This is a genomic window from Lelliottia jeotgali (assembly GCF_977070485.1).
In genome coordinates, this window is the sequence record NZ_CDRVFO010000024.1 from 18,398 (window position 1) to 44,476 (window position 26,079).

Annotated in this window: 23 protein-coding genes; 9 read left to right on the forward strand and 14 right to left on the reverse strand. The window is 62.6% G+C overall.

What is annotated here, in order from left to right; all coding sequences use genetic code 11:
* Positions 1-274 precede the first annotated feature (274 nt).
* From ACW4TB_RS25165 to ACW4TB_RS25175, 3 genes are all read right to left on the reverse strand, one after another.
* Complete coding sequence (locus ACW4TB_RS25165) at positions 275-1,513, reverse strand: OprD family porin (RefSeq protein ID WP_012313105.1); 1,239 nt, start codon at positions 1,511-1,513, stop codon at positions 275-277.
* 757 nt (positions 1,514-2,270) lie between these two features.
* Positions 2,271-3,521 carry a ribonucleotide-diphosphate reductase subunit beta gene (locus ACW4TB_RS25170; RefSeq protein WP_279931495.1) on the reverse strand — a complete coding sequence of 417 codons (1,251 nt, stop codon included), beginning with the start codon at positions 3,519-3,521 and terminating at the stop codon, positions 2,271-2,273.
* 577 nt (positions 3,522-4,098) lie between these two features.
* A complete protein-coding gene (locus tag ACW4TB_RS25175; protein WP_012313107.1) occupies positions 4,099-6,978 on the reverse strand; it encodes a ribonucleoside-diphosphate reductase subunit alpha in 2,880 nt (959 codons plus the stop codon).
* 680 nt (positions 6,979-7,658) lie between these two features.
* Here ACW4TB_RS25175 and ACW4TB_RS25180 point away from each other — a divergent pair.
* Positions 7,659-8,357 carry a response regulator transcription factor gene (locus tag ACW4TB_RS25180; protein ID WP_279931492.1) on the forward strand — a complete coding sequence of 233 codons (699 nt, stop codon included), beginning with the start codon at positions 7,659-7,661 and terminating at the stop codon, positions 8,355-8,357.
* On the forward strand, positions 8,354-9,961 hold the full coding sequence (locus tag ACW4TB_RS25185; RefSeq protein ID WP_279931490.1) for an ATP-binding protein: 1,608 nt from the start codon (positions 8,354-8,356) through the stop codon (positions 9,959-9,961). Before ACW4TB_RS25180 ends, ACW4TB_RS25185 begins: the two co-directional genes overlap by 4 nt.
* Before the next feature lie 3 nt (positions 9,962-9,964).
* Here the strand turns inward: ACW4TB_RS25185 and ACW4TB_RS25190 are convergent, their stop codons facing one another.
* Positions 9,965-10,666: a 4'-phosphopantetheinyl transferase family protein gene (locus tag ACW4TB_RS25190; protein WP_254467254.1), complete on the reverse strand. Its 702-nt coding sequence runs from the start codon at positions 10,664-10,666 to the stop codon at positions 9,965-9,967.
* 64 nt (positions 10,667-10,730) lie between these two features.
* Complete coding sequence (locus ACW4TB_RS25195) at positions 10,731-11,522, reverse strand: dienelactone hydrolase family protein (RefSeq protein ID WP_012313111.1); 792 nt, start codon at positions 11,520-11,522, stop codon at positions 10,731-10,733.
* A 129-nt stretch (positions 11,523-11,651) separates the two neighbouring features.
* Between ACW4TB_RS25195 and ACW4TB_RS25200 the strand changes: the two genes are divergently transcribed.
* The 4 genes from ACW4TB_RS25200 to ACW4TB_RS25215 all read left to right on the forward strand — a co-directional run bounded on the left by ACW4TB_RS25200 (position 11,652) and on the right by ACW4TB_RS25215 (position 16,072).
* Positions 11,652-12,257 carry an outer membrane protein gene (locus ACW4TB_RS25200; RefSeq protein ID WP_279931488.1) on the forward strand — a complete coding sequence of 202 codons (606 nt, stop codon included), beginning with the start codon at positions 11,652-11,654 and terminating at the stop codon, positions 12,255-12,257.
* Positions 12,258-12,406: 149 nt separating this feature from the next.
* Positions 12,407-13,084, forward strand: coding sequence for a response regulator (locus tag ACW4TB_RS25205; RefSeq protein WP_046787467.1), 678 nt, complete (start codon positions 12,407-12,409; stop codon positions 13,082-13,084).
* The gene (locus tag ACW4TB_RS25210; protein ID WP_279931485.1) at positions 13,081-14,427 is read left to right on the forward strand and encodes an ATP-binding protein; all 1,347 of its coding nucleotides are present in this window, start codon (positions 13,081-13,083) and stop codon (positions 14,425-14,427) included. Before ACW4TB_RS25205 ends, ACW4TB_RS25210 begins: the two co-directional genes overlap by 4 nt.
* Positions 14,428-14,749: 322 nt before the next feature.
* Entirely contained in the window at positions 14,750-16,072 is a 1,323-nt protein-coding gene (locus tag ACW4TB_RS25215; protein WP_012313115.1) for a dicarboxylate/amino acid:cation symporter, read from the forward strand.
* 72 nt (positions 16,073-16,144) lie between these two features.
* Here ACW4TB_RS25215 and ACW4TB_RS25220 read toward each other — a convergent pair whose 3' ends face one another.
* Entirely contained in the window at positions 16,145-16,639 is a 495-nt protein-coding gene (locus tag ACW4TB_RS25220) for a SprT family zinc-dependent metalloprotease (RefSeq protein ID WP_012313116.1), read from the reverse strand.
* A gap of 140 nt (positions 16,640-16,779) precedes the next feature.
* Positions 16,780-17,376: a Yip1 family protein gene (locus tag ACW4TB_RS25225; protein ID WP_455843104.1), complete on the reverse strand. Its 597-nt coding sequence runs from the start codon at positions 17,374-17,376 to the stop codon at positions 16,780-16,782.
* A 265-nt stretch (positions 17,377-17,641) separates the two neighbouring features.
* Between ACW4TB_RS25225 and ttcA the strand changes: the two genes are divergently transcribed.
* Both ttcA and ACW4TB_RS25235 read left to right on the forward strand, forming a co-directional pair.
* Positions 17,642-18,466 (forward strand): tRNA 2-thiocytidine(32) synthetase TtcA, encoded by an 825-nt coding sequence (gene ttcA / locus ACW4TB_RS25230; RefSeq protein WP_012313118.1) that lies wholly within the window; start codon positions 17,642-17,644, stop codon positions 18,464-18,466.
* A 3-nt stretch (positions 18,467-18,469) separates the two neighbouring features.
* A complete protein-coding gene (locus tag ACW4TB_RS25235; RefSeq protein WP_012313119.1) occupies positions 18,470-19,141 on the forward strand; it encodes a DNA-3-methyladenine glycosylase I in 672 nt (223 codons plus the stop codon).
* Between the two features lie 32 nt (positions 19,142-19,173).
* Here the strand turns inward: ACW4TB_RS25235 and ACW4TB_RS25240 are convergent, their stop codons facing one another.
* The 3 genes from ACW4TB_RS25240 to arsC are packed head-to-tail and all read right to left on the reverse strand — an operon-like array spanning position 19,174 to position 20,535.
* The gene (locus ACW4TB_RS25240; RefSeq protein WP_012313120.1) at positions 19,174-19,587 is read right to left on the reverse strand and encodes a DUF2069 domain-containing protein; all 414 of its coding nucleotides are present in this window, start codon (positions 19,585-19,587) and stop codon (positions 19,174-19,176) included.
* Entirely contained in the window at positions 19,580-20,185 is a 606-nt protein-coding gene (wrbA, locus tag ACW4TB_RS25245; protein ID WP_012313121.1) for an NAD(P)H:quinone oxidoreductase, read from the reverse strand. Before wrbA ends, ACW4TB_RS25240 begins: the two co-directional genes overlap by 8 nt.
* A complete protein-coding gene (gene arsC, locus ACW4TB_RS25250; protein WP_012313122.1) occupies positions 20,182-20,535 on the reverse strand; it encodes an arsenate reductase (glutaredoxin) in 354 nt (117 codons plus the stop codon). Before arsC ends, wrbA begins: the two co-directional genes overlap by 4 nt.
* Before the next feature lie 85 nt (positions 20,536-20,620).
* Here arsC and ACW4TB_RS25255 point away from each other — a divergent pair, with 85 nt between their 5' ends.
* Entirely contained in the window at positions 20,621-21,085 is a 465-nt protein-coding gene (locus ACW4TB_RS25255) for a TlpA disulfide reductase family protein (RefSeq protein ID WP_012313123.1), read from the forward strand.
* 83 nt (positions 21,086-21,168) lie between these two features.
* Here ACW4TB_RS25255 and ACW4TB_RS25260 read toward each other — a convergent pair whose 3' ends face one another.
* From ACW4TB_RS25260 to ACW4TB_RS25275, 4 genes are all read right to left on the reverse strand, one after another.
* Positions 21,169-21,573, reverse strand: a complete 405-nt coding sequence (locus ACW4TB_RS25260) for an META domain-containing protein (protein ID WP_012313124.1) — start codon at positions 21,571-21,573, stop codon at positions 21,169-21,171.
* Positions 21,570-22,007: a hypothetical protein gene (locus tag ACW4TB_RS25265; RefSeq protein ID WP_012313125.1), complete on the reverse strand. Its 438-nt coding sequence runs from the start codon at positions 22,005-22,007 to the stop codon at positions 21,570-21,572. The genes ACW4TB_RS25260 and ACW4TB_RS25265 overlap by 4 nt, the downstream gene beginning before the upstream one ends.
* Before the next feature lie 31 nt (positions 22,008-22,038).
* The gene (locus ACW4TB_RS25270; RefSeq protein WP_012313126.1) at positions 22,039-23,028 is read right to left on the reverse strand and encodes a 2-hydroxyacid dehydrogenase; all 990 of its coding nucleotides are present in this window, start codon (positions 23,026-23,028) and stop codon (positions 22,039-22,041) included.
* Between the two features lie 155 nt (positions 23,029-23,183).
* A complete protein-coding gene (locus ACW4TB_RS25275) occupies positions 23,184-25,943 on the reverse strand; it encodes a response regulator (protein WP_012313127.1) in 2,760 nt (919 codons plus the stop codon).
* Positions 25,944-26,079 lie beyond the last annotated feature (136 nt).

Below are 26,079 nucleotides of genomic sequence, written 5' to 3' on the forward strand. Positions count from 1 at the left end.
TATTTGTTAATTGTTGTAGGTTGTCGTATGACTGCGTTGATTATTGGCAGTGGGGTTGGCAGTTGTCAATGAGGCGTGTGCGGCTTTCGCCTGGTTTGGTGGTCAACTGTAGGAGCGGCCATGTGTCGCGAAAGGGGCGCGCAGCGGCCCCAAGAACTTCGCAGGCGGCCCCATAGCCGGGGGCCGCTGCGCAGCCCTTTCGCGACACAAGGCCGCTCCTACACAAGGCAATTGCCACACAAGGCCGTTGCTCCAGGGAACGGCTCAGCCTGGGTTACAACAGCGACAGCGGGTAGTTGAAGATCAACCGGTTCTCATCGAATTCGTTGTTGCTGTAGTCGCGCCGAATCGACGAGTTGCGCCATTTGACGCTCAAATCCTTGAACGCCCCGCTCTGGATCACATAGGCCAGCTCCGTTTCCCGCACCCACTCCTTGCCGTCGGTCACCGCCCCGGTATGCACGTCCTGCCCGCTGATGTAGCGGTTCATCAGCGTCAGCCCCGGCACGCCAACGGTGACGAAGTTGAAGTCATGACGCACCTGCCAGGAGCGCTCGTTGGCATTGTCGAAACTGGAGTTGTAGCTGTCGTTGGCCAAGGTGCCGCCGCTGGTGCCGTTGACCCGCATCCAGGTATCGCCATCGACCTTCTGCAGGCCCACCCAGAACGTGTTGCCGCCATACTTGGCCGAGAACATCCCCGAATAGGTCTTGTTGTCCAGCTGCCCGGCCTTTTCGGAGCCGTCTTCGCCACCATGGAAGTAACCGAGGTTGGCGCCAAAGGTCCAGCTGCCGACCGGCTGGCTGTGGCTCAGTTGCAGGTACTGCTGCTCATAGACGTCCTTGAGCACTGCGTTCCACAGCCCGACCAGCGTGCGGTCCTGGTTGAACTTGTATTCGCCACCGACGAAGTTGAAACGGTCCGACAGGCCGCCGCCGTAGCTCATGTCGTCCATGCTGGCGTCGTTGCGCGGGCTGTTGCCGCGGAACTGCCCGCCGTACAGCGTCAGCCCGGCGATTTCGTTAGAGGTGACCTGCCCACCGCGGAAGGTCTGTGGCAACGAGCGGCCATCGTCGGAACGCAGGATCGGCAGCACCGGCATCCACTCGCCGACTTTCAGTTCAGTCTTGGAAATCCGCGCCTTGCCCGCCACAGCCAGGCGCCCGAAGTCATCCGCCGGCCGCCCATCGTCATGGCGCGGCAGCAGGGCAGTGCCATAGGTGCCGCCACCGCCATCGAGTTTCACCGACCACATCCCCAGCACATCCACGCCGAAGCCGATCGGCCCTTCGGTGAACCCAGAGCGTGCATCGAGGATGAAGCTTTGCGTCCACTCCTCGGCCTTGCTCTGCGGGTTACTGGGGTTGGTGAAGTTGCGGTTGATATAGAAGTTGCGCAGGCCAAGCGTGGCTTTGGAATCTTCGATGAAGCCTGCGGCCACGCTGGTGCCCGGCAAGCTCCCGATCATGCCGGCGCCCAGCAGGGCAAAGGGAAGGGTATGGCAGATTTTCATTATTGTTGTGCTCCACAAAAGGGTGCGGCAGCCCGTCCACCGGGCACGCGCAAGCGGCCTGCGGCAGGGGCGGGTGGGTACGGGCCGGTGAAGGCCGGGTAGGGTGAAACAGGGTTACGGCACTAGGTGGCCGTGCATGCTGGAATGAGGGGCGGCGAGAGGCTGGGGTGTAGCGCGATGGGGGTCGACATGGGGAGATTGTCCACTGATTGTTGTTTTTGTTATGTGTTGTCGTACAACGTCATCGGTTTTTATCAAGCGACGGTGGGGATGTCAACGCTTGCTGGCGCAATGAATTCGGGAAATGGCAGCCTTGACCAGCGCGTTTCAAGTAATAGCCGCTCTAGCTCGGGCATCAACATTTTGTTAAGGAGGTACTACGACTAAAGTCGCTTAGAGGCGTATGCTTCGACCACATTTTCCAGACGTCCCCGTGACATACGCTTGAGCCGCACCCACACTCCGTGGTGTAGGGCGCTGGGGAGTTCTAAGGGATGTGCGGTCAAATAGCTGTGCTTCTCCACGCTGGAGTACCGGCTTCGATTTTGCTCAGGTAGCGGTCGACAGGCCGGAGGCTGATGCCAGTCAGTCAGCGTTATCAGGGCTGCTGTGCAGCCCATCGCCGGCAACCCAGCTTCCACAGATCCAGCGCAGACCTCAAGAACCGCGCATTCCCCAGGCTGCAATCTTTCGCAAGAGCTCTTAGTAAAAAAAAAGGCTGCCAATTGGCAGCCTTTTCCATGTTCAGCCCGGACAATCAGTCCCAGCTCAACGCCCCACCAGTCTGATACTCGATCACGCGGGTCTCGAAGAAGTTCTTCTCTTTCTTCAAGTCCATGATCTCGCTCATCCACGGGAACGGGTTGGTCGTTCCTGGGTACTCTTCCTTCAAACCAATCTGGGTCAAACGACGGTTGGCGATGAACTTGAGGTAGTCCTCCATCATCGCAGCGTTCATGCCCAATACACCGCGTGGCATGGTGTCACGGGCGTATTCGATCTCCAGCTGGGTCCCTTGCAGGATCATCTGGGTCGCTTCTTCCTTCATCGCCGCGTCCCACAGGTGCGGGTTCTCGATCTTGATCTGGTTGATCACGTCGATGCCGAAGTTCAGGTGCATCGACTCGTCACGCAGGATGTACTGGAACTGCTCGGCAACGCCGGTCATCTTGTTGCGGCGGCCCATGGACAGGATCTGGGTGAAGCCGCAGTAGAAGAAGATGCCTTCCAGCACGCAGTAGTAGGCGATCAGGTTGCGCAGCAGCTCTTTGTCGGTTTCGACGGTGCCGGTGTTGAACTCCGGGTCGGAGATGGCGCGGGTGTACTTCAGGCCCCAGGCGGCTTTCTTCGCGACCGACGGGATCTCGTGGTACATGTTGAAGATCTCGCCTTCATCCATGCCCAGCGACTCGATGCAGTACTGGTAGGCGTGGGTGTGGATCGCCTCTTCGAAGGCCTGGCGCAGAATGTACTGGCGGCACTCCGGGTTGGTGATCAGGCGGTACACGGCCAGGGCCAGGTTGTTGGCAACCAGCGAGTCAGCGGTGGAGAAGAAGCCGAGGTTGCGCATCACGATGCGGCGCTCGTCTTCGGTCAGGCCGTCCTGGCTCTTCCACAGGGCGATGTCGGCGGTCATGTTGACCTCTTGCGGCATCCAGTGGTTGGCGCAGCCGTCGAGGTACTTCTGCCAGGCCCAGTCGTACTTGAACGGCACCAGCTGGTTGAGGTCGGCGCGGCAGTTGATCATGCGCTTTTCGTCAACGGCGACGCGGGCCGAGGAGCCTTCCAGCTCGGCCAGGCCTTCGGCGATGTCCAGGGCGTCCAGCGCGGCCTTGGCGCGCTTCACTGCGTCGGAGTCGGCGGCGGTGGCAGCACGGGCTTCCAGGGCGGCAGCACCGCCGGCGCTGTCGAGCTTGTCGAGGGTGGCGGCGGCGTTGGCCTGCGCAGGGGTGTTGCCTTTGGCGGCTACTTCGCCGTTTTCTTTGTCGAATTCGTCCCAGCTCAGCATGGTTTGGCTCCTGCTTGAGGGTCGCCCTGGGGCAACCGGTTGGATTTTAAAAATGTGATGCCTGACGCAAGGCCGTAACGGCGAATGGACAGCTCGAGAGGCTGACTCTCGTTACATCTGGATTCGTGCCTGGCCAGGCCTCGGGGAGGGGCCAGGGACTTGAATAGGTGCCCTTTTCAGAGGGGGCGGAGTATACCGGAATTCGCTTTCGATCGGGGTGCGCGTCTTGCGGGCGAGGGTAATTTTTCGACCGGTTTTACGCGCGTCCGTTCACGGTATCTCGTGTCGTCTTTTACGGGAAGGGAGTTTAGCGGCAAATAGCGCGAGGCACTACATGTTGTGGTTTTTTATTTTATCGATACATGATGTTGGGTTGGCGCGATTTTTGTAGGAGCGGCCTTGTGTCGCGAAAGGGCCGCAAGGCGGCCCCTGGAATCCAATATTTTTACAAGGATTCCGGGACTGCTTTGCAGCCCCTTCGCGACACAAGGCCGCTCCTACAAAAGCTGCGCTTGCGCAGATAAGAAAATGCCGCGAGGAGCACCCGTTGGGGCACCCCTTGCGGCATCAGCAGGCCTTACTGGCAGGCTTCGCAGTCCGGCTCGTCGATCGCGCAAGCCTTCGGCACTGGCGCCGGGCCTGCGGCCTGGGCCGGGGCGCTGTCGCCGCCGCTGGAAACGGCGTTGAGCTTGCCGGTGTTGATGGTCGACTTCTCGGTGCTGGTCGCGGCCAGGGCACGGAGGTAGTAGGTGGTTTTCAGGCCACGGTACCAGGCCATGCGGTAGGTCACGTCCAGCTTCTTGCCCGAAGCGCCGGCGATGTAGAGGTTCAGCGACTGCGCCTGGTCGATCCACTTCTGGCGACGGGAGGCGGCATCGACGATCCACTTGGTCTCGACTTCGAACGCGGTGGCGTACAGGTCTTTGAGTTCCTGCGGAATACGCTCGATCTGCTGCACCGAACCGTCGTAGTACTTCAGGTCGTTGATCATGACCGAGTCCCACAGGCCGCGGGCTTTCAGGTCGCGGACCAGGTACGGGTTGATCACGGTGAACTCGCCCGACAGGTTCGATTTCACGTACAGGTTCTGGTAGGTCGGCTCGATGGACTGCGACACGCCGGTAATGTTGGCGATGGTCGCGGTCGGCGCGATGGCCATGATGTTCGAGTTACGGATGCCTTTTTGTACGCGGGCACGTACCGGCGCCCAGTCCAGGGTTTCTTCCAGGTTGACGTCGATGTACTTCTGGCCACGGGCCTCGATCAGGATCTGTTGCGAATCCAGCGGCAGGATGCCTTTGGACCACAGCGAACCCTGGAAGGTCTCGTACGCGCCGCGCTCATCGGCCAGGTCGCAGGACGCCTGGATCGCGAAGTAGCTGACCGCTTCCATCGACTTGTCGGCGAACTCGACGGCAGCGTCGGAGCCGTACGGGATGTGCTGCAGGTACAGCGCGTCCTGGAAGCCCATGATGCCCAGGCCGACCGGGCGGTGCTTGAAGTTCGAGTTACGCGCTTGCGGCACCGAGTAGTAGTTGATGTCGATCACGTTGTCGAGCATGCGCACGGCGGTGTTCACGGTGCGTTGCAGCTTGGCGGTGTCCAGCTTGCCGTCGACAATGTGGTTCGGCAGGTTGATCGAGCCCAGGTTGCAGACCGCGATCTCGTCCTTGTTGGTGTTCAGGGTGATCTCGGTGCACAGGTTCGAGCTGTGGACCACGCCCACGTGCTGCTGCGGCGAGCGCAGGTTGCACGGGTCCTTGAAGGTCAGCCATGGGTGGCCGGTCTCGAACAGCATCGACAGCATCTTGCGCCACAGGTCTTTGGCCTGGATGGTCTTGAACACCTTGATCTTGTTGTACTCGGTCAGGGCTTCGTAGTACTCGTAGCGCTCTTCGAAGGCCTTGCCGGTCAGGTCGTGCAGGTCTGGCACTTCCGATGGCGAGAACAGGGTCCACTTGCCGTCATCGAAGACGCGCTTCATGAACAGGTCAGGGATCCAGTTGGCGGTGTTCATGTCGTGGGTACGACGACGGTCATCACCGGTGTTCTTGCGCAGCTCGATGAATTCTTCGATGTCCAGGTGCCAGGTTTCCAGGTAGGCGCAGACAGCGCCTTTGCGCTTGCCACCCTGGTTCACGGCGACGGCGGTGTCGTTGACCACTTTCAGGAAGGGTACGACGCCCTGGGATTTGCCGTTGGTGCCTTTGATGTAGGAGCCCAGTGCGCGCACAGGAGTCCAGTCGTTGCCCAGGCCACCGGCGAATTTCGACAGCATGGCGTTGTCGTGGATCGCGTGGTAGATGCCCGACAGGTCGTCCGGCACGGTGGTCAGGTAGCAGCTCGACAGCTGCGGGCGCAGGGTGCCGGCGTTGAACAAGGTCGGGGTCGAGGCCATGTAGTCGAAGGACGACAACAGGTTGTAGAACTCGATCGCACGGGCTTCCTTGTCTTTCTCTTCCAGCGCCAAGCCCATGGCCACACGCATGAAGAACACCTGCGGCAGTTCGAAGCGTACGCCATCCTTATGGATGAAGTAGCGGTCGTACAGGGTCTGCAGGCCCAGGTAGGTGAACTGCTGGTCGCGCTCGTGGTTGATCGCCTTGCCCAGTTTTTCCAGGTCGAAGTCGGCCAGGGCCGGGTTCAGCAGCTCGAATTCGACACCCTTGGCGATGTAGGCCGGTAGGGCCTTGGCGTACAGGTCGGCCATCTCGTGGTGGGTGGCGCTGTCGGCAACGTTCAGGAAGCCCAGGCCTTCGGCACGCAGGGTGTCCATCAGCAGGCGGGCAGTGACGAACGAGTAGTTCGGCTCGCGCTCTACCAGGGTACGGGCAGTCATCACCAGGGCGGTGTTGACGTCCTTGATGGCCACGCCGTCGTACAGGTTCTTCAGGGTTTCGCGCTGGATCAGGTCGCCATCGACTTCGGCCAGGCCTTCGCAGGCTTCGCTGATGATGGTGTTCAGGCGCGCCATGTCCAGCGGCGCCAGGCTGCCGTCGGCCAGGGTGATGCGGATGCTTGGGTGCGGCTCGACTGCGGCGTCGGTGTTGGCGCGGGTAGCGCGCTCTTTGGCACGCTGGTCGCGGTAGATCACGTAGTCACGGGCGACTTTCTGCTCGCCGGCACGCATCAGGGCCAGTTCGACCTGGTCCTGGATTTCTTCGATGTGAATGGTGCCACCCGATGGCATGCGACGCTTGAACGTGGCGGTGACCTGCTCGGTCAGGCGCGCGACGGTGTCGTGGATGCGCGACGAGGCAGCGGCGGTGCCACCTTCAACTGCGAGGAACGCCTTGGTGATGGCCACGGTGATCTTATCGTCGGTGTAAGGGACGACAGTGCCGTTGCGCTTGATCACGCGCAGCTGGCCCGGAGCGGTCGCGGCCAGATCCTGGTTGGAATCGGCGGCCTGCGGCGCCAAAGCCTGCGGGTTCTCGCGAGTTGTGTCGGTTTGCATGGGTGGGTGTCTCCACAGTTTCTATATGTTCAGGCGCCTTTTGGGCGCCCACCGTTCCGTCCACTTGTTCGACGGCCCTGGCGGGGATGCGTCATGCGCGCGCATCCGCCCGCTCGGGCGTACCGACTTCGGGACAGACTCAGGAATAAGGGGCAAAGAACATGCCGCTCCCTGGCCGAAGTCAAAGGCTATGGGGCTAGCCCAAAAGCTGTTGCTCTCCATCTCCGCTGGAGCGGTTTGGTTGTTGAAACCACAATAAGTTCAGGCAGAAAAATCGCTTGAATTTGTCTGCTGACTCATGCTTGGCGTTGGTGTGTGAAACCCAACATCTAGTGGTTCGCTGCGCTGGGGATACAAGATAATGCGGTATCGGGGGCTTTGCAAGGCGAGCGCCTGTGGATAAGTTGTGCGTACTTTGTGAGTGAATAGTGGGTATTGGCTGTAGGCCTTGTACCAAGTGGTTTGCAGTATTTTTCTGCGGCTCGTTGCCCCGGTGCAGATTTTTCAGGGCGCGAACCCTAGCACAAAAAACGGTTCAGTCCAGGGGTGTTTCCGGTGATGTTGGCAGTGCCGGGCGCGGGACGTAGTATCGGCAGGGGATGTTGCCTTTTGGTTAAGATGGCAATGCCGGCAATGGGGCCGGAACAGGCAACGCAAAAACAACAATCAAGGCAAACGCCATGGACCAACCCGTACCCCGCATCCTGATCGTCGAAGACGACCAGCGCCTCGCCGAGCTTACGGCTGAATACTTGCAGGCCAACGGTTTCGAGGTGGCAGTGGAGGGCGATGGTGCGCGCGCCGCCCGGCGTATCGTCGACAGCCAGCCAGACATGGTCATCCTCGACCTGATGCTGCCCGGTGAAGACGGCCTGAGCATCTGCCGCCGCGTACGTGGCCAGTACGCAGGGCCCATCCTCATGCTCACTGCCCGCAGCGACGAGCTCGACCAGGTCCAGGGCCTGGACCTTGGCGCTGACGATTACGTGTGCAAGCCGGTGCGCCCACGCCTGCTGTTGGCACGTATCCAGGCCCTGCTGCGGCGCAGCGAGCCGGCACAAGGCAAAACCCAGGAGCTGGCCTTTGGTGACCTGCGCATCGACAACCGCCTGCGCGAAGCCCGGCTCGGCGATCAGCTGATCGAACTTACCGGAGCCGAATTCGACCTGCTCTGGCTGCTGGCCAGCAATGCCGGGCGGGTACTGTCGCGTGAGCAGATCTTCACCGCCTTGCGCGGTGTCGGTTACGACGGCCAGGACCGCTCCATCGACGTGCGCATCTCCAAGATCCGCCCCAAGATAGGCGACGACCCGATCCATCCCCGTCTTATCAAGACCCTGCGCAGCAAAGGCTACCTGTTCGTCGGCGATGCACCATGAACAACTCGATCTTCCTGCGCATTTACGGCGGCATGCTTGCGGTGCTGGTGCTGGTGGCCCTGCTCGGCGTACTCAGCCTGCACCTGGTCAACGAAGTGCGCGCCGCCCAGCACCGCGAGCGCCTGGCCCAAGGCACGTTCAGCCTGATGGCTGACAACCTGGCCCAGCAGAATGAAACCGAACGCAAACGCTCGTTGTTGATGTGGGAGCGCTTGCTGGGCGTGCCGCTGGACTTGCTGCCCCTGTCGGCGCGCACCCTTGATGGCGGCCAGCGCGCGCGGCTGAATCGCGCCCTGGTGGTGGTGCAGAAAACCGGCCCGCACGCCGCCCAGGTGCTGCGCAAGGTGGGCCAGGAAGACCTGCTGCTGGTGGCCGAGGTCAAGCAGGTCAGCGAGCAGCTGGCGCGTGCCACGCTCTATTTGCTCACCGATGAACTGGTGCGTTATCCCGTCACTGAACAGCAACAGCGCCTGGCACAAATCAAGCAGAGCAAGGGGTTCGGTTTTGGTATCGCCCTGCAGCGCCTGGAGCGGGTCGGCCTGGACGATGACCAGCGGCGCCGGGTAGAGGAGGGCGACACGGTCATGGCGCTGGGCAAGGATGGCGATTCGATCCGCGTGTTCGCAGGCTTGCCGGGCTCGCCCTGGGTGCTGGAGATTGGCCCGCTGTACCAGCTCAACCCCTATCCGCCGCAATTGCTGGTGTTGATCGCGTTCCTCGGCCTGTGCCTGATTGGCCTGGTGGTCTATCTGCTGGTGCGTCAGCTGGAGCGGCGGGTGTCTGGCCTGGAAATGGCCGCCACGCGCATCGCCCAGGGCAGCCTGGAAACCCGTGTGCCCGCCGGCGATGCCGATTCGGTGGGGCGCCTGGCGGCGGCGTTCAACGGCATGGCCGAACACCTGCAGCGTTCGTTGAACATGCAGCGCGAACTGGTGCGGGCGGTGTCCCATGAGCTGCGCACGCCGGTGGCGCGTTTGCGCTTTGGCCTGGAAATGATTGAAAGCGCGCCGACCGAACAGGCCCGGGCCAAGCATTTGGCAGGCATGGACGGCGATATCCAGGACCTGGACAAGCTGGTCGACGAGATGCTGACCTACGCCCGCTTGGAGCAGGGCGCGCCGGCCCTGCAGTTCCAGCGCGTCGACCTGGATGCCTTGCTCGACCGGGTGATCGAAGAGCTGGCCCCGCTCAATGCCGGCGTCAGGCTGACGCGCGGTACCTGTGAGCTTCAGGATGGCGAAGATGCCTGGGTCGAGGCCGAGCCGCGCTATCTGCATCGGGCGCTGCAGAACCTGGTCAGCAATGCCTTGCGCCATGCCCGGACTGAAGTACGGCTGAGCTACCAGCTGGGCCAGCAGCGCTGCCGCATCGAAGTGGAAGATGACGGGCCGGGCATCCCCGAAGGTTACTGGGACCGTATCTTCACGCCGTTCACCCGGCTCGATGACAGCCGTACCCGGGCTTCGGGAGGGCATGGCCTGGGCCTGTCGATCGTGCGGCGCATCATCTACTGGCACGCCGGCCGGGCCACGGTAGGGCGCAGTGAAGCGCTGGGCGGTGCCTGCTTCAGCCTCAACTGGCCACGCGAGCAGGCGCCGCTGTAAGGCTTAGACGCTGACCAGGCTGAGCAGATGGCCGTCCTGCAGGCAGAATTGGCCTTCCAGCTCGGCGCCATGGCGCCATTCTGGCGACAGGTCGATGAGCAGACGCAGGCGTGCCAGGCCTTCAGGTGACCACTGCAGTATCTCGGCGTGCTCGAAGTAAAAGCGCTGCCGGGTCAGTGGGTAGAGGGTCTTGAACAGGCTTTCCTTGAGTGAAAAGGTCAGGGTAACCGCCAGCCCCAACTGGCTGCGGTCCAGGCGCTCGAGCTCTGCCTGGGTGAGGATTTCGCCCATCAGCCGTTCGGCACGCTCGTCGTCGAGCAGTGCTTCCTGGTCCAGCCCCAGGCCGCGACAGCTGCCTTGCGCGGCAACCACGGCGGCGGCCCAGCCTTTGCCGTGGGTGATCGAACCGTGGATGCCCGGGGGCCAGATCGGTGAGCGGTCCTCATGGGTGCCGGGCACATGGTCGCTGCCATTCAGGCGTTGCAGCGCGGCGCGCGCACACACCCGGCCGGCCAGATACTCGGCCTGGCGCTTGGCCACCGAGCGTTGCAGGCTGGGGCTGGGTTCGATACCGGCACGCTGGAAGTCGTCGGCGGCCAGGCGGCTGGGGTCGAAGGCGCAACTGACCAGCACCGCGCCGGGCAACGGGCGGGGCAGGGGCCAGTGGTGCTGGAGCGGGGCACAGCAGGAAGGCAATCTGTTCATGGCGGTATTGTGCCAGCCGATGTGGCTGTGTGGGAGATGGGCCGCGAAGCGGCCCCGGCAATCTTCAGTCGAATGCTTTCTTGAAGAACGCCTGCATGTCCGCCCACGAACTCTCGTCCGCGGCCTTGTTGTAGCCAATGTCCGGCCCACCATGGGCGCCGTGGCTCAAGCGGTCGGCATCCGGGTTGGTGAAGCCATGCTTGGCGCCGGCAATGCTGACGAACTGATAATTGACCTTGGCCGCATCCATTTCAGCCTTGAACGCGGCGACCTGCTCATCAGTGACCATGCTGTCCGCCGCACCGTGCTCCACCAGGATGTCGGCCCTTACCACGCCAGGCTTGGCCGGCGTCTGGGTGGCCAGCGCACCATGGAAGCTCACCACGCCGTCCAGCTTTTCGCCGCGCCGTGCCGCGTCCAGTACCACCTTGCCACCGAAGCAGTAACCTACGGCACCCAGTTTGTGCTTGTTGACGTTCGGCTGCTTTTTCAGCAATTCAAGGCCTGCGTCGAAGCGTGCGGCCGCCGCGGCCGGGTCCTTCAGCGCTTGGGCCATGAATGCCTGGGCATCCTGCGGGTGCTCGGTGTGCTTGCCGTCGCCGTACATGTCGATGGCCAGCGCTTTGTAGCCCAGTGCCGCGAGGTCACGGGCACGGCGCTTGGCGTAGTCGTTAAGCCCCCACCATTCATGCACCACGACAATGCCCGGGCGTTTGCCCTCCAGTGCATCGTCATAGGCGTAGTAGCCGACCAGGCGGTTGCCATCGTCGTCCTGGTAGGGGATCTCGCGGGTCACTACTGCCGCCTGGGCAAGAGCGGCGCTGCACATCAGGGTCAAAACCAGCAGGGCACGCATGTTCACTACTCCTTGTTTTGCAAACGTATCGTTCAGCCCAGGTTCAGCCAGGGTTCAGCCGCGGTTCAGGGCGTTCTGCTTACTCTAGCTTCCAGACCGAAACAGCGCATTCAACTGGAGTATAACGCCATGAAAACCTTCAATACCCTGCTGGCCGCCATGGCCGTCTGTGTCGCTGGCATCACCACCGCCCAGGCCGCCGACGACAACTTCGCCAGCCTGACCTACGGCCAGACCAGCGACAAGGTACGCAAGTCCGGGCTGCTGCAACGCAACACCGACCACCTGAACGCCGACGGCATCATCGGCAAGGATGACACCTGGGGCGTGCGCCTGGGCAAGATCAACGACCAGGGTCGCTACTACATGACCTACGACAATGTCTCGGGCGACCACAGCGGCCTGAAGCTGCGCCAGGAGAACCTGCTGGGCAGCTACGACCTGTTCCTGCCGGTAGGCGATACCACCAAACTGTTCGGTGGTGGCAGCCTGGGCATGACCAAGCTGACCCAGGACTCGCCAGGGGCCAGCCGTGATACCGACTATGGCTACGCAGTCGGCCTGCAGGCCGGCGTAATCCAGGAGATCACCGACCGAGCTTCGGTTGAGCTGGGTTACCGTTATCTGCGCACCAACGCAGCGACCGAGGTGGGGGCGAGCGGCGGGCCGAAAGAGGGTACCCTGCGCCTGACCAGCAGTGCTCAGACTTACCTGTCGGCGAACTACAAGTTCTGATCTGCGAGCCGAGTTATCCTCTACTGGCCTCATCGCCGGCAAGCCGTTTTCCACGGGGTCTCCACTGCTTTCAGGTGTGTGGAGTTCACTGTGGGAACCGGCTTGCCGGCGATGAGGCCGGTACAGCCAATACATGAAAGGAGCGTCACATGAAACTGCTGGTGGTCGAGGACGAAGCCCTGTTAAGGCACCACCTCTATACACGCCTGGGCGAAAGCGGCCATGTGGTCCAGGCTGTGGCTGACGCCGAAGAAGCGCTGTACCAGGCCGAGCAATTCCACTTCGACCTGGCCGTGATCGATCTCGGCCTGCCCGGCATGAGCGGCCTGGAGCTGATCGGCCGACTGCGAACCCAGGCCAAGACCTTTCCCATTCTGATACTCACCGCCCGTGGCAACTGGCAGGACAAGGTCGAAGGCCTGGCCGCCGGTGCCGACGATTACCTGGTCAAGCCGTTCCAGTTCGAAGAGCTTGAGGCACGCCTCAATGCCTTGCTGCGCCGCTCCAGCGGCTTCACCCAGTCGACCATCGCCGCCGGCCCCTTGGTGCTGGACCTCAACCGCAAGCAGGCGACCCTTGACGAGCAGCCGCTGGCGCTGACCGCCTACGAGTACCGCATCCTTGAGTATCTGATGCGTCATCACCAGCAGGTGGTGGCCAAGGAGCGCCTGATGGAGCAGCTGTATCCAGGCGACGAGGAGCGTGACCCTAACGTCATCGAGGTGCTGGTCGGCCGTCTGCGTCGCAAGCTCGAAGGTGAGCGCGGGTTCAAGCCGATCGACACTGTGCGTGGTCTCGGCTATCTGTTCACCGAGCGTTGCCGATGATTCGTTCGCTGCGGGTGCGCTTGATGCTCGCGGCAGCGGTGCTGGCGGTGCTGTTCATGCTGGCGCTGCTGCCCGCCCTGCAGAAGGCCTTTAGCCTGGCCTTGCAGGAATCGATCGAGCAGCGCCTGGCTTCTGACGTGACCACGCTGATTTCGTCGGCGCGCATCGAGCATGGCCAGCTGCAGATGCCCGCACTGCTGCCGGACGAGCGTTACAACCTGCCTTATACCGGTTTGCTCGGTTACATCTTCAACCGCGAAGGGAAGCTGGTCTGGCGTTCCCGGGCCACCGCCGACCAGCACATCAACTACCAGCCGCGCTACGATGGGCGCGGCAATGAGTTCGCCCGCATGCACCAGGATGACGGCGAGGAATTCTTTGTCTACGACGTCGAAATAAAGCTGCTGGGTGGCCAGAGCGCCGCCTACAGCATCGTTGCCCTGCAGCCGGTGCGTGAGTACCAGCAAACCCTCGATGGCCTGCGAGAAAAGCTCTACCTCGGCTTTGGTGCGGCCTTGCTGGCGTTGCTGGTGCTGCTTTGGGCCGGCCTGACCTGGGGCCTGCGTTCGTTGCGACGGCTGAGCCGCGAGCTGGACGAGGTGGAGGCCGGTGCGCGCGATGGGCTGAGTGCCGAGCACCCGCGTGAGCTGTTGCGCCTCACCGGCTCGCTCAACCGCCTGCTGCGCAGCGAGCGGGAACAGCGCCAGCGTTACCGTGACTCGCTGGGTGACCTGGCGCACAGCCTCAAGACCCCGCTGGCGGTGCTGCAGGGCGTGGGGGAGAGCATGCAGCAGCGTGTCAGCGAGCGCGAGCAGGCGCGGGTGCTGCAGAGCCAGATCGAGCGCATGAGCCAGCAGATCGACTACCAGTTGCAGCGTGCCAGCCTGCGCAAGAGTGGCCTGGTGCGCCACAGCGTGCAGTTGCTTCCGGTGCTGGACAGCCTGTGCAGCACCCTGGCCAAGGTGTACCGCGACAAGCGCGTCGAGGTGCTGCTTGAAGTGCCGGCGCAGGCGCAAGTGCCGATGGAGCAGGGCGCGCTGCTGGAGTTGTTGGGCAACCTCTTGGAAAACGCCTTCCGGCTGAGCCTGGGGCAGGTGCGGGTGAGCTTGCAGGAAGCTCCCGGGCGGCTGACGTTGTGCATCGAAGATGACGGGCCGGGTGTGCCGGCGGATCAGCGTGAGCGGATTCTCGAGCGGGGCGAGCGCCTGGACCGCCAGCATCCGGGGCAGGGGATTGGCCTTGCGGTGGTCAAAGATATCGTCGACAGCTATGACGCTGAACTGAGCCTGGGTGATTCGCCGCTGGGCGGGGCGGCATTCCGGATCACCTTTCACCTTGATTGATGTTCAGGCAGCTCCTGCCTCATCGCTCGCAACAAGCAGGGCGGATTCCCGCCAAGGTGCCTGTACAAATCCCGCCATCGGGCGGAAATCCGCCATCTTTCCTCAGGCAATTCGCCCTGTCGTTGGGCATTTCCCGCTAGCAAATACGGCCTTTGCACCCTTCATGGGCGTTTTGGCATCGCCCTTGCTATCTGACTTGGCAGAGGCCTGCCCAGGCAGCTCGAACACAACGACAAATCCCTCCGGGTGCAGGAGGGTTAGCGATTCAGGTGCCCCGACATCCTGGGAAGGGTGAAGCAGGCACACTTGAGGAAATTTAGCCATGACGACACGTCAGCCGCTGTACAAATCTCTGTATGTCCAGGTGATCGTTGCCATCACCATCGGCATCCTGCTCGGCCACTTCTATCCAGAAACCGGCGTCGCCCTCAAGCCGTTGGGTGATGGTTTCGTCAAACTGATCAAGATGGTCATCGCGCCCATCATCTTCTGTACCGTGGTCAGCGGCATTGCCGGCATGCAGAACATGAAGTCGGTCGGCAAGACCGGCGGCTACGCGCTTCTGTATTTCGAGATCGTTTCCACCATCGCCCTGATCATCGGCCTTGTCGTCGTCAACGTGGTCAAACCGGGCGCTGGCATGCACATCGACGTCAGCACTCTGAACGCCAGCAGCGTGGCCGCCTACGCCGCCGCCGGTGCGCAGCAGACTACCGTCGGTTTCCTGCTCAACATCATCCCTAACACCGTGGTAGGTGCCTTCGCCAACGGCGACATCCTGCAGGTGCTGATGTTCTCGGTGATCTTCGGCTTTGCCCTGCACCGTCTGGGCAGCTACGGCAAACCGCTGCTGGACCTGATCGACCGCTTCGCCCATGTCATGTTCAACATCATCAACATGATCATGAAACTGGCCCCGGTCGGTGCCTTCGGTGCGATGGCCTTCACCATCGGCCAGTACGGTGTTGGCTCGCTGGTACAGCTGGGCTACCTGATGGCCTGCTTCTACATCACCTGCCTGCTGTTCGTGCTGGTAGTGCTGGGCGGTATCTGCCGCGCGCACGGCTTCAGCGTGCTCAAGCTGATCCGCTACATCCGTGAAGAGCTGCTGATCGTACTGGGCACCTCGTCCTCGGAATCTGCGCTGCCACGCATGCTGGCCAAGATGGAGCGCCTGGGTGCCAAGAAGTCGGTGGTTGGCCTGGTGATCCCGACCGGTTACTCGTTCAACCTGGACGGTACCTCGATCTACCTGACCATGGCCGCAGTGTTCATCGCCCAGGCCACCGACACCACCATGGACATCACCCACCAGATCACCCTGCTGCTGGTGCTGCTGGTGGCTTCCAAAGGTGCTGCCGGCGTTACCGGTTCTGGCTTCATCGTACTCGCCGCTACCCTGTCGGCTGTCGGCCATCTGCCGGTTGCCGGCCTGGCGCTGATCCTGGGTATCGACCGCTTCATGTCCGAAGCCCGCGCCCTGACCAACCTGGTGGGCAACGCTGTTGCTACCGTGGTGGTGGCCAAGTGGGTCAAGGAGATGGACAACGACAAGCTGGCGTCGGAGCTGGCCTCCGGTGGTGCGCCGCTGGCTGACACCCGCCCGACCGACGACCTGGGCGTGGCTGAAGGCGTGGCTCGTTGAGCCTGATGCAGTAAAGCGAAAGGCGACCTTCGGGTCGCCTTTTTTGTGCCTGGTCTATCGGTGCGCTCGCTGTCATTCAACTCGAGTCTCACCGCTGTACACCAGCGTCTCCCTGCACCGCTTGCACAGGTATCGCCGCCCCTGCCTCACCAGCTTGTGCCGCTGCGCGGTAAACGCAAACTCACCTTGTGGGCATGGGCAGCGATAGATGTACCGGGTCGCGACCCGCCGCTGCACTTCGTAGTTGTGGCAGCGATTGGGCGGCAGTTCATACACCCCGCGCATGATCAGCTGCCACTCTTCGCCATGGGCCTGAATGCGGTCCCCGAACAGTTGGTGAGCCACCAGGTGCGCCACTTCATGGGCCACGGTCTGGCGCAAAAAGTCTTCCTGGTTTTCGCGGTACAGCTGCAAGTTGAAGCGCAGCAGGTTCTCGTGCAGGTGGGCGACGCCAGCCTTCTGCCCGCGCAGCTTGAAGCTGACTTCCGGGCGCGGGAAGGGGCGCTTGAAAAAGGTTTCGGCTTGCTGGTAACAGGTTTCGACGCGTTGTTTGAGCAGCTCGGGCATGGCGGGGTAATTCTCCTGACCGGGCATTATGCCGCAAGCACCGGCAGGCTGCCGAGCCCACCGGTCAGCACACAGCCGGAAGCCGCCTTGCGGCGGCCTCCGGTTTGATGCCCCAGTGTTGGATCTAGGTGTTTTCGAAGCTAGTTGGTATAGACGGGCCCCACGCCCAGTCCCCAGATGATCACGGTCGCAGCCATGATCGCTACCAGTACCACCAGGCCCACTGCCAGCACCGAGCTGGAGAACAGGAAGCCTTCATCGGTCGGTATGTTCATGAATGTCGGCAAACCGACGTACAGCAGGTAAACGGTGTAGCAAATGGCCGCGGTCCCTACCAGCATGCCCAGCCACAGGTGCGGGTAAAGCGCTGCCAGGCCGCCGAGGAACAGCGGGGTGGCGGTATAGGTGGCAAAGGCGATGCATTGCGCCATGGACGGGTTGGCGTCGTAGGTGCGTGCCATCCAGTGAATGAAAGCGCCCATTACCGCGACCCCGGCGAGCATCGCCAGGTAGGACATGATGCTCATCCAAAGTGCGCTTTCCATCGTCAACATTACCGCTGGCCGGTCGCCGATCACCCAGCCGACCTGGGTAGTGCCAATGAATGCCGAAACGGCGGGTATCGCCGCCAGGATCAGCGTGTGCGTCAGGTACATGTGGCTTATGCTTTCGTCTTCCCCGCGTATCTCCCGCCATTCCTGGTCGGGGTGGGTAAACAGCCCCACAACGTGATGAATCATGCCGGTTACTCCTCTCGTTGTTGCCAATCGCCCCCCAGATGGAGCGCAAGCGGCCCGAGGCCAGGGCGCCGATGCAAGCGGTAATGTGGCCTTATGTCGCAGTATAGGAAGCCGTTCCCTGCACAAACTGTGCTTTTTAGAGCAAATTGCGCTGTAAGGAGGGCTGCTGATTCCCTTGAAGTCTTTATCGGAATCCCTACAGGTGCGCGTAGTTTGTGCGTAAAATAGCCGGCTTTTGTCACACCTCGCGGATCCAAGCGCTATGGGCACCCTCTCGGTCAACCAGAACAAACTGCAAAAACGCCTGCGTCGTCTCGCCGGCGAAGCTATCACCGACTACAACATGATCGAGGATGGCGACAAGGTCATGGTCTGCCTGTCCGGCGGCAAGGACAGCTACACCATGCTCGATGTTCTGTTGCACCTGCAGAAGGTGGCGCCGATCAAGTTCGAGATCGTCGCGGTGAACATGGACCAGAAGCAGCCGGGCTTCCCCGAGCATGTGCTGCCGGCCTACCTGAAAGAACTGGGCGTCGAGTACCACATCGTCGAGAAGGACACCTACTCGGTAGTCAAGGAACTGGTGCCAGAGGGCAAAACCACCTGCTCGCTGTGCTCGCGCCTGCGCCGAGGTACCCTGTACACCTTCGCTGACGAAATCGGCGCAACCAAGATGGCCCTTGGGCACCATCGCGACGATATCGTCGAGACCTTCTTCCTCAACATGTTCTTCAACGGCTCGCTCAAGGGCATGCCGCCCAAGCTGCGCGCCGACGACGGCCGTAACGTGGTTATCCGCCCGCTGGCCTACTGCAGCGAAAAGGACATCCAGGCCTACTCGGACATGAAGGAATTCCCCATCATCCCGTGCAACCTGTGCGGTTCGCAGGAGAACCTGCAGCGCCAGGTGGTCAAGGACATGCTGGTGGAGTGGGAGCGCAAGCACCCGGGCCGTACCGAGAGCATCTTCCGCGCCCTGCAGAACGTTGCCCCGTCGCAGCTGGCCGACCGCAACCTGTTCGACTTCACCAGCCTCAAGATCGACGAAAGCGCCACTCCGCGTTTCCTCGATGTACTGAACATCTGATCCATGCGCGATTACCAGTGGTTGCATGAGTATTGCCTGAACCGCTTCGGCTCGGCCCAAGCCCTGGAGGCCTTCCTGCCGCAGCCGCGCACGCCGGCGCAGCTGCGCGACATCAGCAACGACCGCTACCTGTCGACCCTGGCCTTGCGCGTGTTCCGCGCCGGGCTCAAGCACAGCCTGGTAGATGCCAAATGGCCGGCGTTCGAGCAGGTGTTCTTCGGCTTCGACCCGGAGAAGGTCGTACTGATGGGCGCAGAGCACCTGGAGCGGTTGATGCAGGACGAGCGCATCATCCGCCACCTGGGCAAGCTCAAGAGCGTGCCGCGCAATGCGCAGATGATCTTGGATGTGGCGAAGGAGAAGGGCAGCTTTGGTGCGTTCATCGCCGATTGGCCGGTGACCGATATCGTCGGGTTGTGGAAGTACCTGGCCAAGCATGGCAACCAGCTGGGCGGGCTATCTGCACCACGCTTTTTGCGCATGGTCGGCAAGGACACGTTCATCCCCACCGATGATATGGCCGCTGCGCTGATTGCACAGAAGGTGATCGACAAGCAGCCGACCAGCCAGCGCGACCTGGCGCTGGTGCAGCAGACGTTCAACCAGTGGCATGCCGAAAGCGGGCGGCCGCTGTGCCAGTTGTCGGTGATGCTGGCGCATACCGTCAACCATTGAAAAGCCCGGGGCTGCGATAGCAGCCCCCGGAATCAACGCCCTTCACCTGCCATGCGCCGTTCATGCTGGAACTTCCATCGCACGAACAGCAGCCCGCTGACGAACAGCCCAAGGCTCAGCAGCACCTCAACCCAGCCGAACACTGCCCGTGACGGGTCGAACGCCGCCAGCACCCCTTTGATGAAATAGATATTCACCACAAAGCAGGTCCAGGCATGCGCCCGGGCGCTGCCCAGCAACATGCCTGGCAGCAGCAAAAGCAGTGGCACAAGCTCGATCGCCAGGATCACTTCGACCCGCGCCCCGTGCAGGTTGGCGAACCACAGGTTGTTCACCACCAGCAATGCGATCAGGCCAAAAAAGAACGCCAGGCTCAAGGCGCGTGTGAGGCGCAGGCGCGGTGCCAGCCACTCCAGTTGTGGCAACACCTTCGGCTTCTTAGCCACGCGAGGCCTCCAGCGCCTTGGCCGTGGTTGCCAGGCGTTGGCCCAAGGCGCGGCAAAGGGTGATCTCGTGTTGATCCAGCTCACGTTTGCCGTCTGCGCCGGCGTGGTGGCTGGCGCCGTAAGGCGTGCCGCCGCCGCGGGTTTCGAGCAGCGCCGATTCGCTGTAGGGCAGGCCCATTACCAGCATGCCGTGGTGCATCAGGGGCAGCATCATCGACAGCAGGGTGGTTTCCTGGCCGCCATGCAGGCTGGCGGTGGAGGTGAACACGCCAGCCGGCTTGCCAACCAGTTCACCACCCAGCCACAGGCTGCTGGTGCCATCGAGGAAGTACTTGAGCGGTGCGGCCATGTTGCCGAAGCGGGTTGGGCTGCCCAGCACCAGGCCTGCGCAGTGGCGCAAGTCGTCCAGGGTGGCGTACAGCGCGCCGCTGGCCGGAATGTCTGGCGCCACGGCTTCGCACTCGGTGGAAATCGCCGGCACCGTGCGCAGGCGCGCTTCCATGCCGGCCAGCTCGATGCCGCGGGCGATATGCCGGGCCATTTCGCTGGTCGAGCCATGTCGGCTGTAATACAGCACCAGGATGTAGGGCGCGCTCACGGCAGGATCTCCAGCACTTTCTCTGGTGGTCGGCCGATCACCGCCTTGTCACCGGCAACCAGGATGGGGCGCTCGATGAGCTTTGGGTGCTGCGCCATGGCGTCGATCAGTTGCGCATCGCTCAAGGCCGGGTTGGCCAGCTCGAGTGCCTTGTATTCGTCTTCACCGGTGCGCAGCAGTTGGCGCGGGCCGATGCCCAGCTTGCCAAGCAGAGCCTTGAGGGTGGCAGCGTCGGGCGGGGTTTCGAGGTACCGCACGATGGTCGGTGTCAGGCCGCGTTGTTCGAGCAGTTCCAGTGCCGCGCGGGATTTCGAGCAGCGCGGGTTATGATAGAGCGTCAAGTCAGTCATGTCGGGTCGCATCCAGCTGGGTGTGGCGGCTATTCTAACCGCAGGAACTGACCCATTCGCTTGAAACTTAGAGAAGGATTGACCCATGGCAAGGCGTTTGGCAGCAGTATTGGCCATCACCGCAGGCCTTTTGCTCGGTGGCTGCGGTGCCGACTACGGCGTGGACCAGCACGGCAACACGGTGAAGGCCGAGCAGATCGACGGGCACTGGCTGGTGCTCAACTATTGGGCTGAATGGTGCGGCCCGTGCCGTACAGAGGTGCCTGAACTGAACACCGCAGCCAAGCAGTGGGCGGCCGATGGCATCAAGGTGGTGGGGGTGAACTTCGATGGCCTGCAGGGGCAGGAGTTGAAGCAGGCGGCCGATACCTTGGGCATCGGCTTTACCGTGCTGGCGCAGGACCCGGCCGAGCGCTATGACCTGCCACGCAGCGAGGCGTTGCCGGTGACCTACATCATCGATGACAAGGGCAAGGTGCGTGAGCAGCTGCTGGGTGAGCAGACCCTCGAAGGGCTGCAAGCCAAGATCAAGGCGCTCAAGGGGGCTTGAAAGCTGCAAGCTGCAAGCCTCAAGCTACAAGAACAAGCTGGCCGTGCACCGATCCGCTTTTTCTTGCAGCTTGCAGCTTGCAGCTAGCCCTCCTCAGGCCAGAACCGCAGCGGCTTGCCCTCGGCCGGCCAGAAGCGCATCTGCTCGACGGGCGAAACATCCCAGCGCTGCACCGTCTCCAGCGCCTGCAGGAAGCGCTTTTCCTGCTCCATCAACGCCGGCGCGCACAACTTGCGGGTCTTGCCGACCTTGCCGAAGCTCAGGTGCTCGCCGTCCAGCGCGTACGGTGCAAACCAATGGTTGCAGCCCGCATTGCCATAGGCGCGGCCATCGCTGGCCAGCGTCAGTGTCAGGTGGCTGTAGTCGATCAGCGGGCGTTCACCGATCCACTCCAGCACATAGCTGCGTTCCAGTTGCAGCTTCGACGGTTCGGCGGCGCAGCCGAGCAGGCCGGTGGCAATCAGGGCGCCGGTGAGCAGATTCTTCACTCGGCGCTCTCCTGGCAACGCGGGCACACGTGCTTGTCGCCACGACTGGCCCAGCCCAGCTCGGCGATGCGCGCACTGGCAGCAGGCTGGCGGGCTTTCTTGCCCAACTTGGCGTCCACGGCGAATTCGAAGTCCAGTACGGCGTCGCAGCTGTCGCACTCAGCCTGCCAGTTGAGGATTTCCAGCTCGTTGAACAGCGGGCCGCTGGCCACGGCCACCCATTGGCCACGCGGGTTGATCAGGTGGCGCACGCTCTCTACGGTCAGGCGCATGGACAAGTCCTTGCTGCCCTTGAGGGTGACCAGCAGGGTGTCGCCCTTGTGCATCGAGCCACCGTTACCGGTCACCTGATAGCGGCCCGGTACCAAGGCGCGGCACTCGATCAAAGTGTGTTGCGGGTTGAAAAGTGTGTAGCGGAAATCGTGCTCGACCATGGGTCCTCCAGAAATGCCGCGTATCCTAGCATCAACCTGTGACCAGATTCTGCGCATTACCCGCCGCCCAGCGGTTGATGTTGTCCAGCGTGGTCGCGGCAATGGCGTCCAGCGCTTCGCGGGTAAGGAACGCCTGATGCGCAGTGACGATCACGTTGGGGAACGTGAGCAGCCGCGCCAGCACATCATCCTGCAACGGCAGGTCAGAACGGTCCTCGAAGAACAGCTGGGCTTCTTCTTCATACACATCCAGCCCCAGGTACCCGAGCTGGCCGCTTTTCAAGGCGTCGATCAGGGCCGGTGTGTCGACCAGCGCTCCACGACCGGTGTTGATCAGCATGGCGCCGGGCTGCAACTGGGCCAGGCTTTGCGGGTTGATCAGGTGCCGGGTGTGCTCGGTGAGCGGGCAGTGCAGGCTGATGATCCGCGCCTCACGCAGCAGTTCGGGCAGCTCAACGTAGCGCGCCCCCAGCGCCAGCAGTTGAGGGTTGGGGTAGGGGTCGTAGGCCAGCAACTGGCAACCGAAGCCAGCCATGATCCGGGCGAAGGCGGCGCCGATCTGGCCGGTACCGACCACGCCGACGGTCTTGCCGTGCAGGTCGAAGCCGGTCAGACCATGCAGGGTGAAGTCGCCCTCGCGGGTACGGTTGTAGGCCCGGTGCAGGCGCCGGTTGAGGGCCAGGATCAGCGCCACGGCATGTTCGGCCACGGCATACGGTGAATACGCGGGTACGCGCACCACTGCCAGGCCCAGGGCTTTGGCGGCGGCCAGGTCGACATGGTTGTAGCCGGCCGAACGCAGGGCGATCAGGCGCGTCCCGCCAGCGCAAAGGCGTTGCAATACCTGGGCGTCGAGCTCATCGTTGATGAATGCGCAAACCACCTCGAAACCTTGGGCCAGGGCTGCGGTGTCGAGGGTCAGGCGGGCGGGCTGGAAGTGCAGCTCCAGCGCGCTATCGCAAGTGGTCCGCGTGAAGCTTTCCTGGTCATAGTGCTGGCTGCTGAACAACAGGGCGCGCATGCTCGGGCTTCCTTTATCGTGGTTGGGGGATTGTAGCCACCTGCGCGGACAGGGAAGTTGATCTGCACCGGCCTCATCGCCGGCAAGCCGGCTCCCAATCCGCAGCGCTGCTGAACCCTGTGGGAGCCGGCTTGCCGGCGATGAGGCCCTGAAAGTCAGGCGTTCTGGCGTGCCTGCTCCGCCAGCCGGACAATTGCGCCATCCAGCTCGTCGAGCGCCTGCTGCGCTTGCGGATGCTCCTGTTTAAGCAAGGTCTCGCTGCGCTGGCAGGCTGCACGCAACTGCGGCACGCCGCAATAGCGCGAGGCACCGTTGAGCCGATGCACCTGCTCGATCAGTACGCCGTGGTCCTGCGCCTCCCGTGCAGCACGAATGGCTTCACGGTCCGACGCTAGCGACGCCAGCAACATGGTCAGCATGTCTGCCGCCAGATCCGGCTTGCCTGCCGCCAGGCGCAAGCCTTCCTCAGGGTCGAGCACCGGTAGATCCTGGCCCTCGGCCTGTTGTTCCTCCAGGCGCTCCAGTGGCCCGACACCCAGGCTCAGGCCGGTCCATTTCATCACCACCTGGGCCAGCTGGCGCTCGCTGATCGGTTTGGTCAGGTAGTCGTCCATGCCGCTGTGCAGCAGTGCACGTTTCTCGTTGGCCATGGCGTGAGCGGTAAGGGCGACGATCGGCAGAGGGCTGCCGCTCTGGGTGTTTTCCCACAAGCGGATCTGCTCGGTGCAGGCACGGCCATCCATGCCTGGCATCTGCACGTCCATCAGCACCAGGTCGAAGTGTTCGCTCTGTACCGCCCGCACCGCAGCATGGCCGTTGTCGAGCGCCAGCACATCGGCGCCGAGGTCTTCCAGCAGGGTCTGTACCAGCAGCAGGTTGGCCGCATTGTCGTCGACGCAGAGGATTTTCGGCTGGCGCTGGCCGCGCGTTGGCGGGGCCAGTTCGCCCCGCGTACGGCGCGGTTGCAGCAGCTCCAGCAGCAGGCGGCGCAGCTTGCGCGTGCAGGTCGGCTTGGACAGCAGTTGGCCGTGTCCATTAGGCAGGTGAGGGTGGTACAGCGCCTGCTCGGTAGTCGGGCAAAGAACCACGCAATGGCAGTGGTAACGCTCCAGCTGCTGGTGGTATTGGCCCAGCTGTTCGGGCGTGAGATTGCCCAGGTTGGCACCCAACACCGCGAACTCGAAGGGCATGCCGGCCTGGAAGCCCGCCTGTACACCCTGTAGCAGTTGCTCATATGAGGCGAACAGGCTCACGCTCAGGCCGCAATCCTGCAACTGGTGCTCCAGAGCCTGGCGTGCCAGGTCATGCCCGTCGACGATCGCCGCACGACGCCCCAGCAGCGGCTGCGACGACTGCGCCTCGCTGTCGTCGTGGGCCTTGGGCAGGCTCAGGCTGATCCAGAACTGCGAACCCTCGCCCGGTGTGCTATCGACCCCGATCTCGCCGCCCATCTGCTCGATCAGGCGCTTGGAGATCACCAGCCCCAGGCCGGTGCCGCCCGGCTGGCGGGCCAGCGAATTGTCGGCCTGGCTGAACGCCTGGAACAACGTGCGCACATCTTGAGGCGACAGGCCAATGCCGGTGTCCTGCACGCTGATACGCAATTGCGCGTTGTCTTGTTGCTCGTCCTCGAGCATCGCCCGCACGACGATGGTGCCCTCGCGGGTGAACTTGATGGCATTGCTCACCAGGTTGGTAAGGATCTGCTTGAGCCGCAGGGGGTCGCCAACCAGCGATGACGGGGTGTCGCGGTAGATCAGGCTGAGCAGTTCCAGCTGCTTGGCGTGGGCGGCGGGCGCCAAGATGGTGAGGGTGTCCTGGACCAGGTCGCGCAGGTTGAACGGAATGCTGTCGAGCACCAGCTTGCCGGCCTCGATCTTGGAAAAGTCGAGGATCTCGTTGATGATCCCCAGCAGGTTGTCGGCCGATTTTTCGATGGTGCTCAGATAGTCCAGCTGGCGCGGGGTCAGCTCGCTTTTCTGCAGCAGGTGGGTGAAGCCGAGGATACCGTTGAGCGGAGTGCGGATCTCATGGCTCATGTTGGCCAGGAATTCCGATTTGATGCGGCTCGCCTCCAGGGCCTCCTTGCGCGCCATGTCCAGCTCGATGTTCTGGATCTCGATGGTTTCCAGGTTCTGGCGTACATCCTCGGTGGCCTGATCGATGCTGTGCTGTAGTTCTTCATGGGCGCTGTGCAGGGTTTCTGCCATGCGGTTGATGCCCCGGGCCAGTTCGTCCAGCTCGTGGCTGCCCATGGCGGGAAGACGTTCTTCGAGGTGGCCGTCCTTGAGCTGGTTGACTGCATGCTTGATGCGCGCGATCGGGTCATTGATGGTGCGGCTCATGCGCATCGCCAACAGGCCGCTGAGCACCAGGCAAGCGAGTATCAGCAGCATGCTGGTGAACAGGTTGCGGTAGCCGCGCAGCAGCATGCCATCGTGCGACAGCTCGATCTCGACCCAACCTAGCAGGCGCTCGGCTTCCGCCGGGACGGCCTCGGTGGCCAGGTCGCGGTGGTGGCCGAACACCGGCATCAGGTAGCGGGTGGCATCGTTGCCGCTGCGTTCCAGCAGTTGAGTACCCGTGCCGCCGCTGGGCGCCTGGTTGATCATGCTGGGGCCGGCGTGGGCCAGGCGGGAGCGGTCCGGAGCGAGGAAGGCCACTGCGCGAACATCGGCCTGCTCCAGCGTTTGCGCAGCGATCCGCTCCAGTTGCGCAGGCGTCTGCCGGGCCATGGCGGGCGCTGCCAGGGGTGCCAGTTGTTCGGCAATCATCTTGCCGCGTTGCAGCAGTTGAGTGCGCAACTGGTCTTGCTGCAGCCACGTGAAATAGCTGCCCAGCACCAGAGCCATCAAGCTGGCAGGCAGCAGTGCCAGCAGCAGTACCCGGCTTCTGATTCCCAAACGATCGAGCACACTCGCCTCCTGTGATGTGCCTGGACGCCGTTACCGGGGTAACGGACCAAAGCGGAAAGTTACTCCGCCTGCCTGCCTAATGCACCCTTTATATAGCTGTTTTCAGCCAGGTCGCTGGCGCTGATCGCAGGGCAGT

Bases quoted from the DNA above. Each gene is read 5' to 3' on its own strand.
- ACW4TB_RS25165 (WP_012313105.1), bottom strand. From the start codon at position 1,513: ATGAAAATCTGCCATACCCTTCCCTTTGCCCTGCTGGGCGCCGGCATG.
- ACW4TB_RS25170 (WP_279931495.1), bottom strand. From the start codon at position 3,521: ATGCTGAGCTGGGACGAATTCGACAAAGAAAACGGCGAAGTAGCCGCC.
- ACW4TB_RS25175 (WP_012313107.1), bottom strand. From the start codon at position 6,978: ATGCAAACCGACACAACTCGCGAGAACCCGCAGGCTTTGGCGCCGCAG.
- ACW4TB_RS25180 (WP_279931492.1), top strand. From the start codon at position 7,659: ATGGACCAACCCGTACCCCGCATCCTGATCGTCGAAGACGACCAGCGC.
- ACW4TB_RS25185 (WP_279931490.1), top strand. From the start codon at position 8,354: ATGAACAACTCGATCTTCCTGCGCATTTACGGCGGCATGCTTGCGGTG.
- ACW4TB_RS25190 (WP_254467254.1), bottom strand. From the start codon at position 10,666: ATGAACAGATTGCCTTCCTGCTGTGCCCCGCTCCAGCACCACTGGCCC.
- ACW4TB_RS25195 (WP_012313111.1), bottom strand. From the start codon at position 11,522: ATGCGTGCCCTGCTGGTTTTGACCCTGATGTGCAGCGCCGCTCTTGCC.
- ACW4TB_RS25200 (WP_279931488.1), top strand. From the start codon at position 11,652: ATGAAAACCTTCAATACCCTGCTGGCCGCCATGGCCGTCTGTGTCGCT.
- ACW4TB_RS25205 (WP_046787467.1), top strand. From the start codon at position 12,407: ATGAAACTGCTGGTGGTCGAGGACGAAGCCCTGTTAAGGCACCACCTC.
- ACW4TB_RS25210 (WP_279931485.1), top strand. From the start codon at position 13,081: ATGATTCGTTCGCTGCGGGTGCGCTTGATGCTCGCGGCAGCGGTGCTG.
- ACW4TB_RS25215 (WP_012313115.1), top strand. From the start codon at position 14,750: ATGACGACACGTCAGCCGCTGTACAAATCTCTGTATGTCCAGGTGATC.
- ACW4TB_RS25220 (WP_012313116.1), bottom strand. From the start codon at position 16,639: ATGCCCGAGCTGCTCAAACAACGCGTCGAAACCTGTTACCAGCAAGCC.
- ttcA (WP_012313118.1), top strand. From the start codon at position 17,642: ATGGGCACCCTCTCGGTCAACCAGAACAAACTGCAAAAACGCCTGCGT.
- ACW4TB_RS25235 (WP_012313119.1), top strand. From the start codon at position 18,470: ATGCGCGATTACCAGTGGTTGCATGAGTATTGCCTGAACCGCTTCGGC.
- arsC (WP_012313122.1), bottom strand. From the start codon at position 20,535: ATGACTGACTTGACGCTCTATCATAACCCGCGCTGCTCGAAATCCCGC.
- ACW4TB_RS25255 (WP_012313123.1), top strand. From the start codon at position 20,621: ATGGCAAGGCGTTTGGCAGCAGTATTGGCCATCACCGCAGGCCTTTTG.
- ACW4TB_RS25265 (WP_012313125.1), bottom strand. From the start codon at position 22,007: ATGGTCGAGCACGATTTCCGCTACACACTTTTCAACCCGCAACACACT.
- ACW4TB_RS25270 (WP_012313126.1), bottom strand. From the start codon at position 23,028: ATGCGCGCCCTGTTGTTCAGCAGCCAGCACTATGACCAGGAAAGCTTC.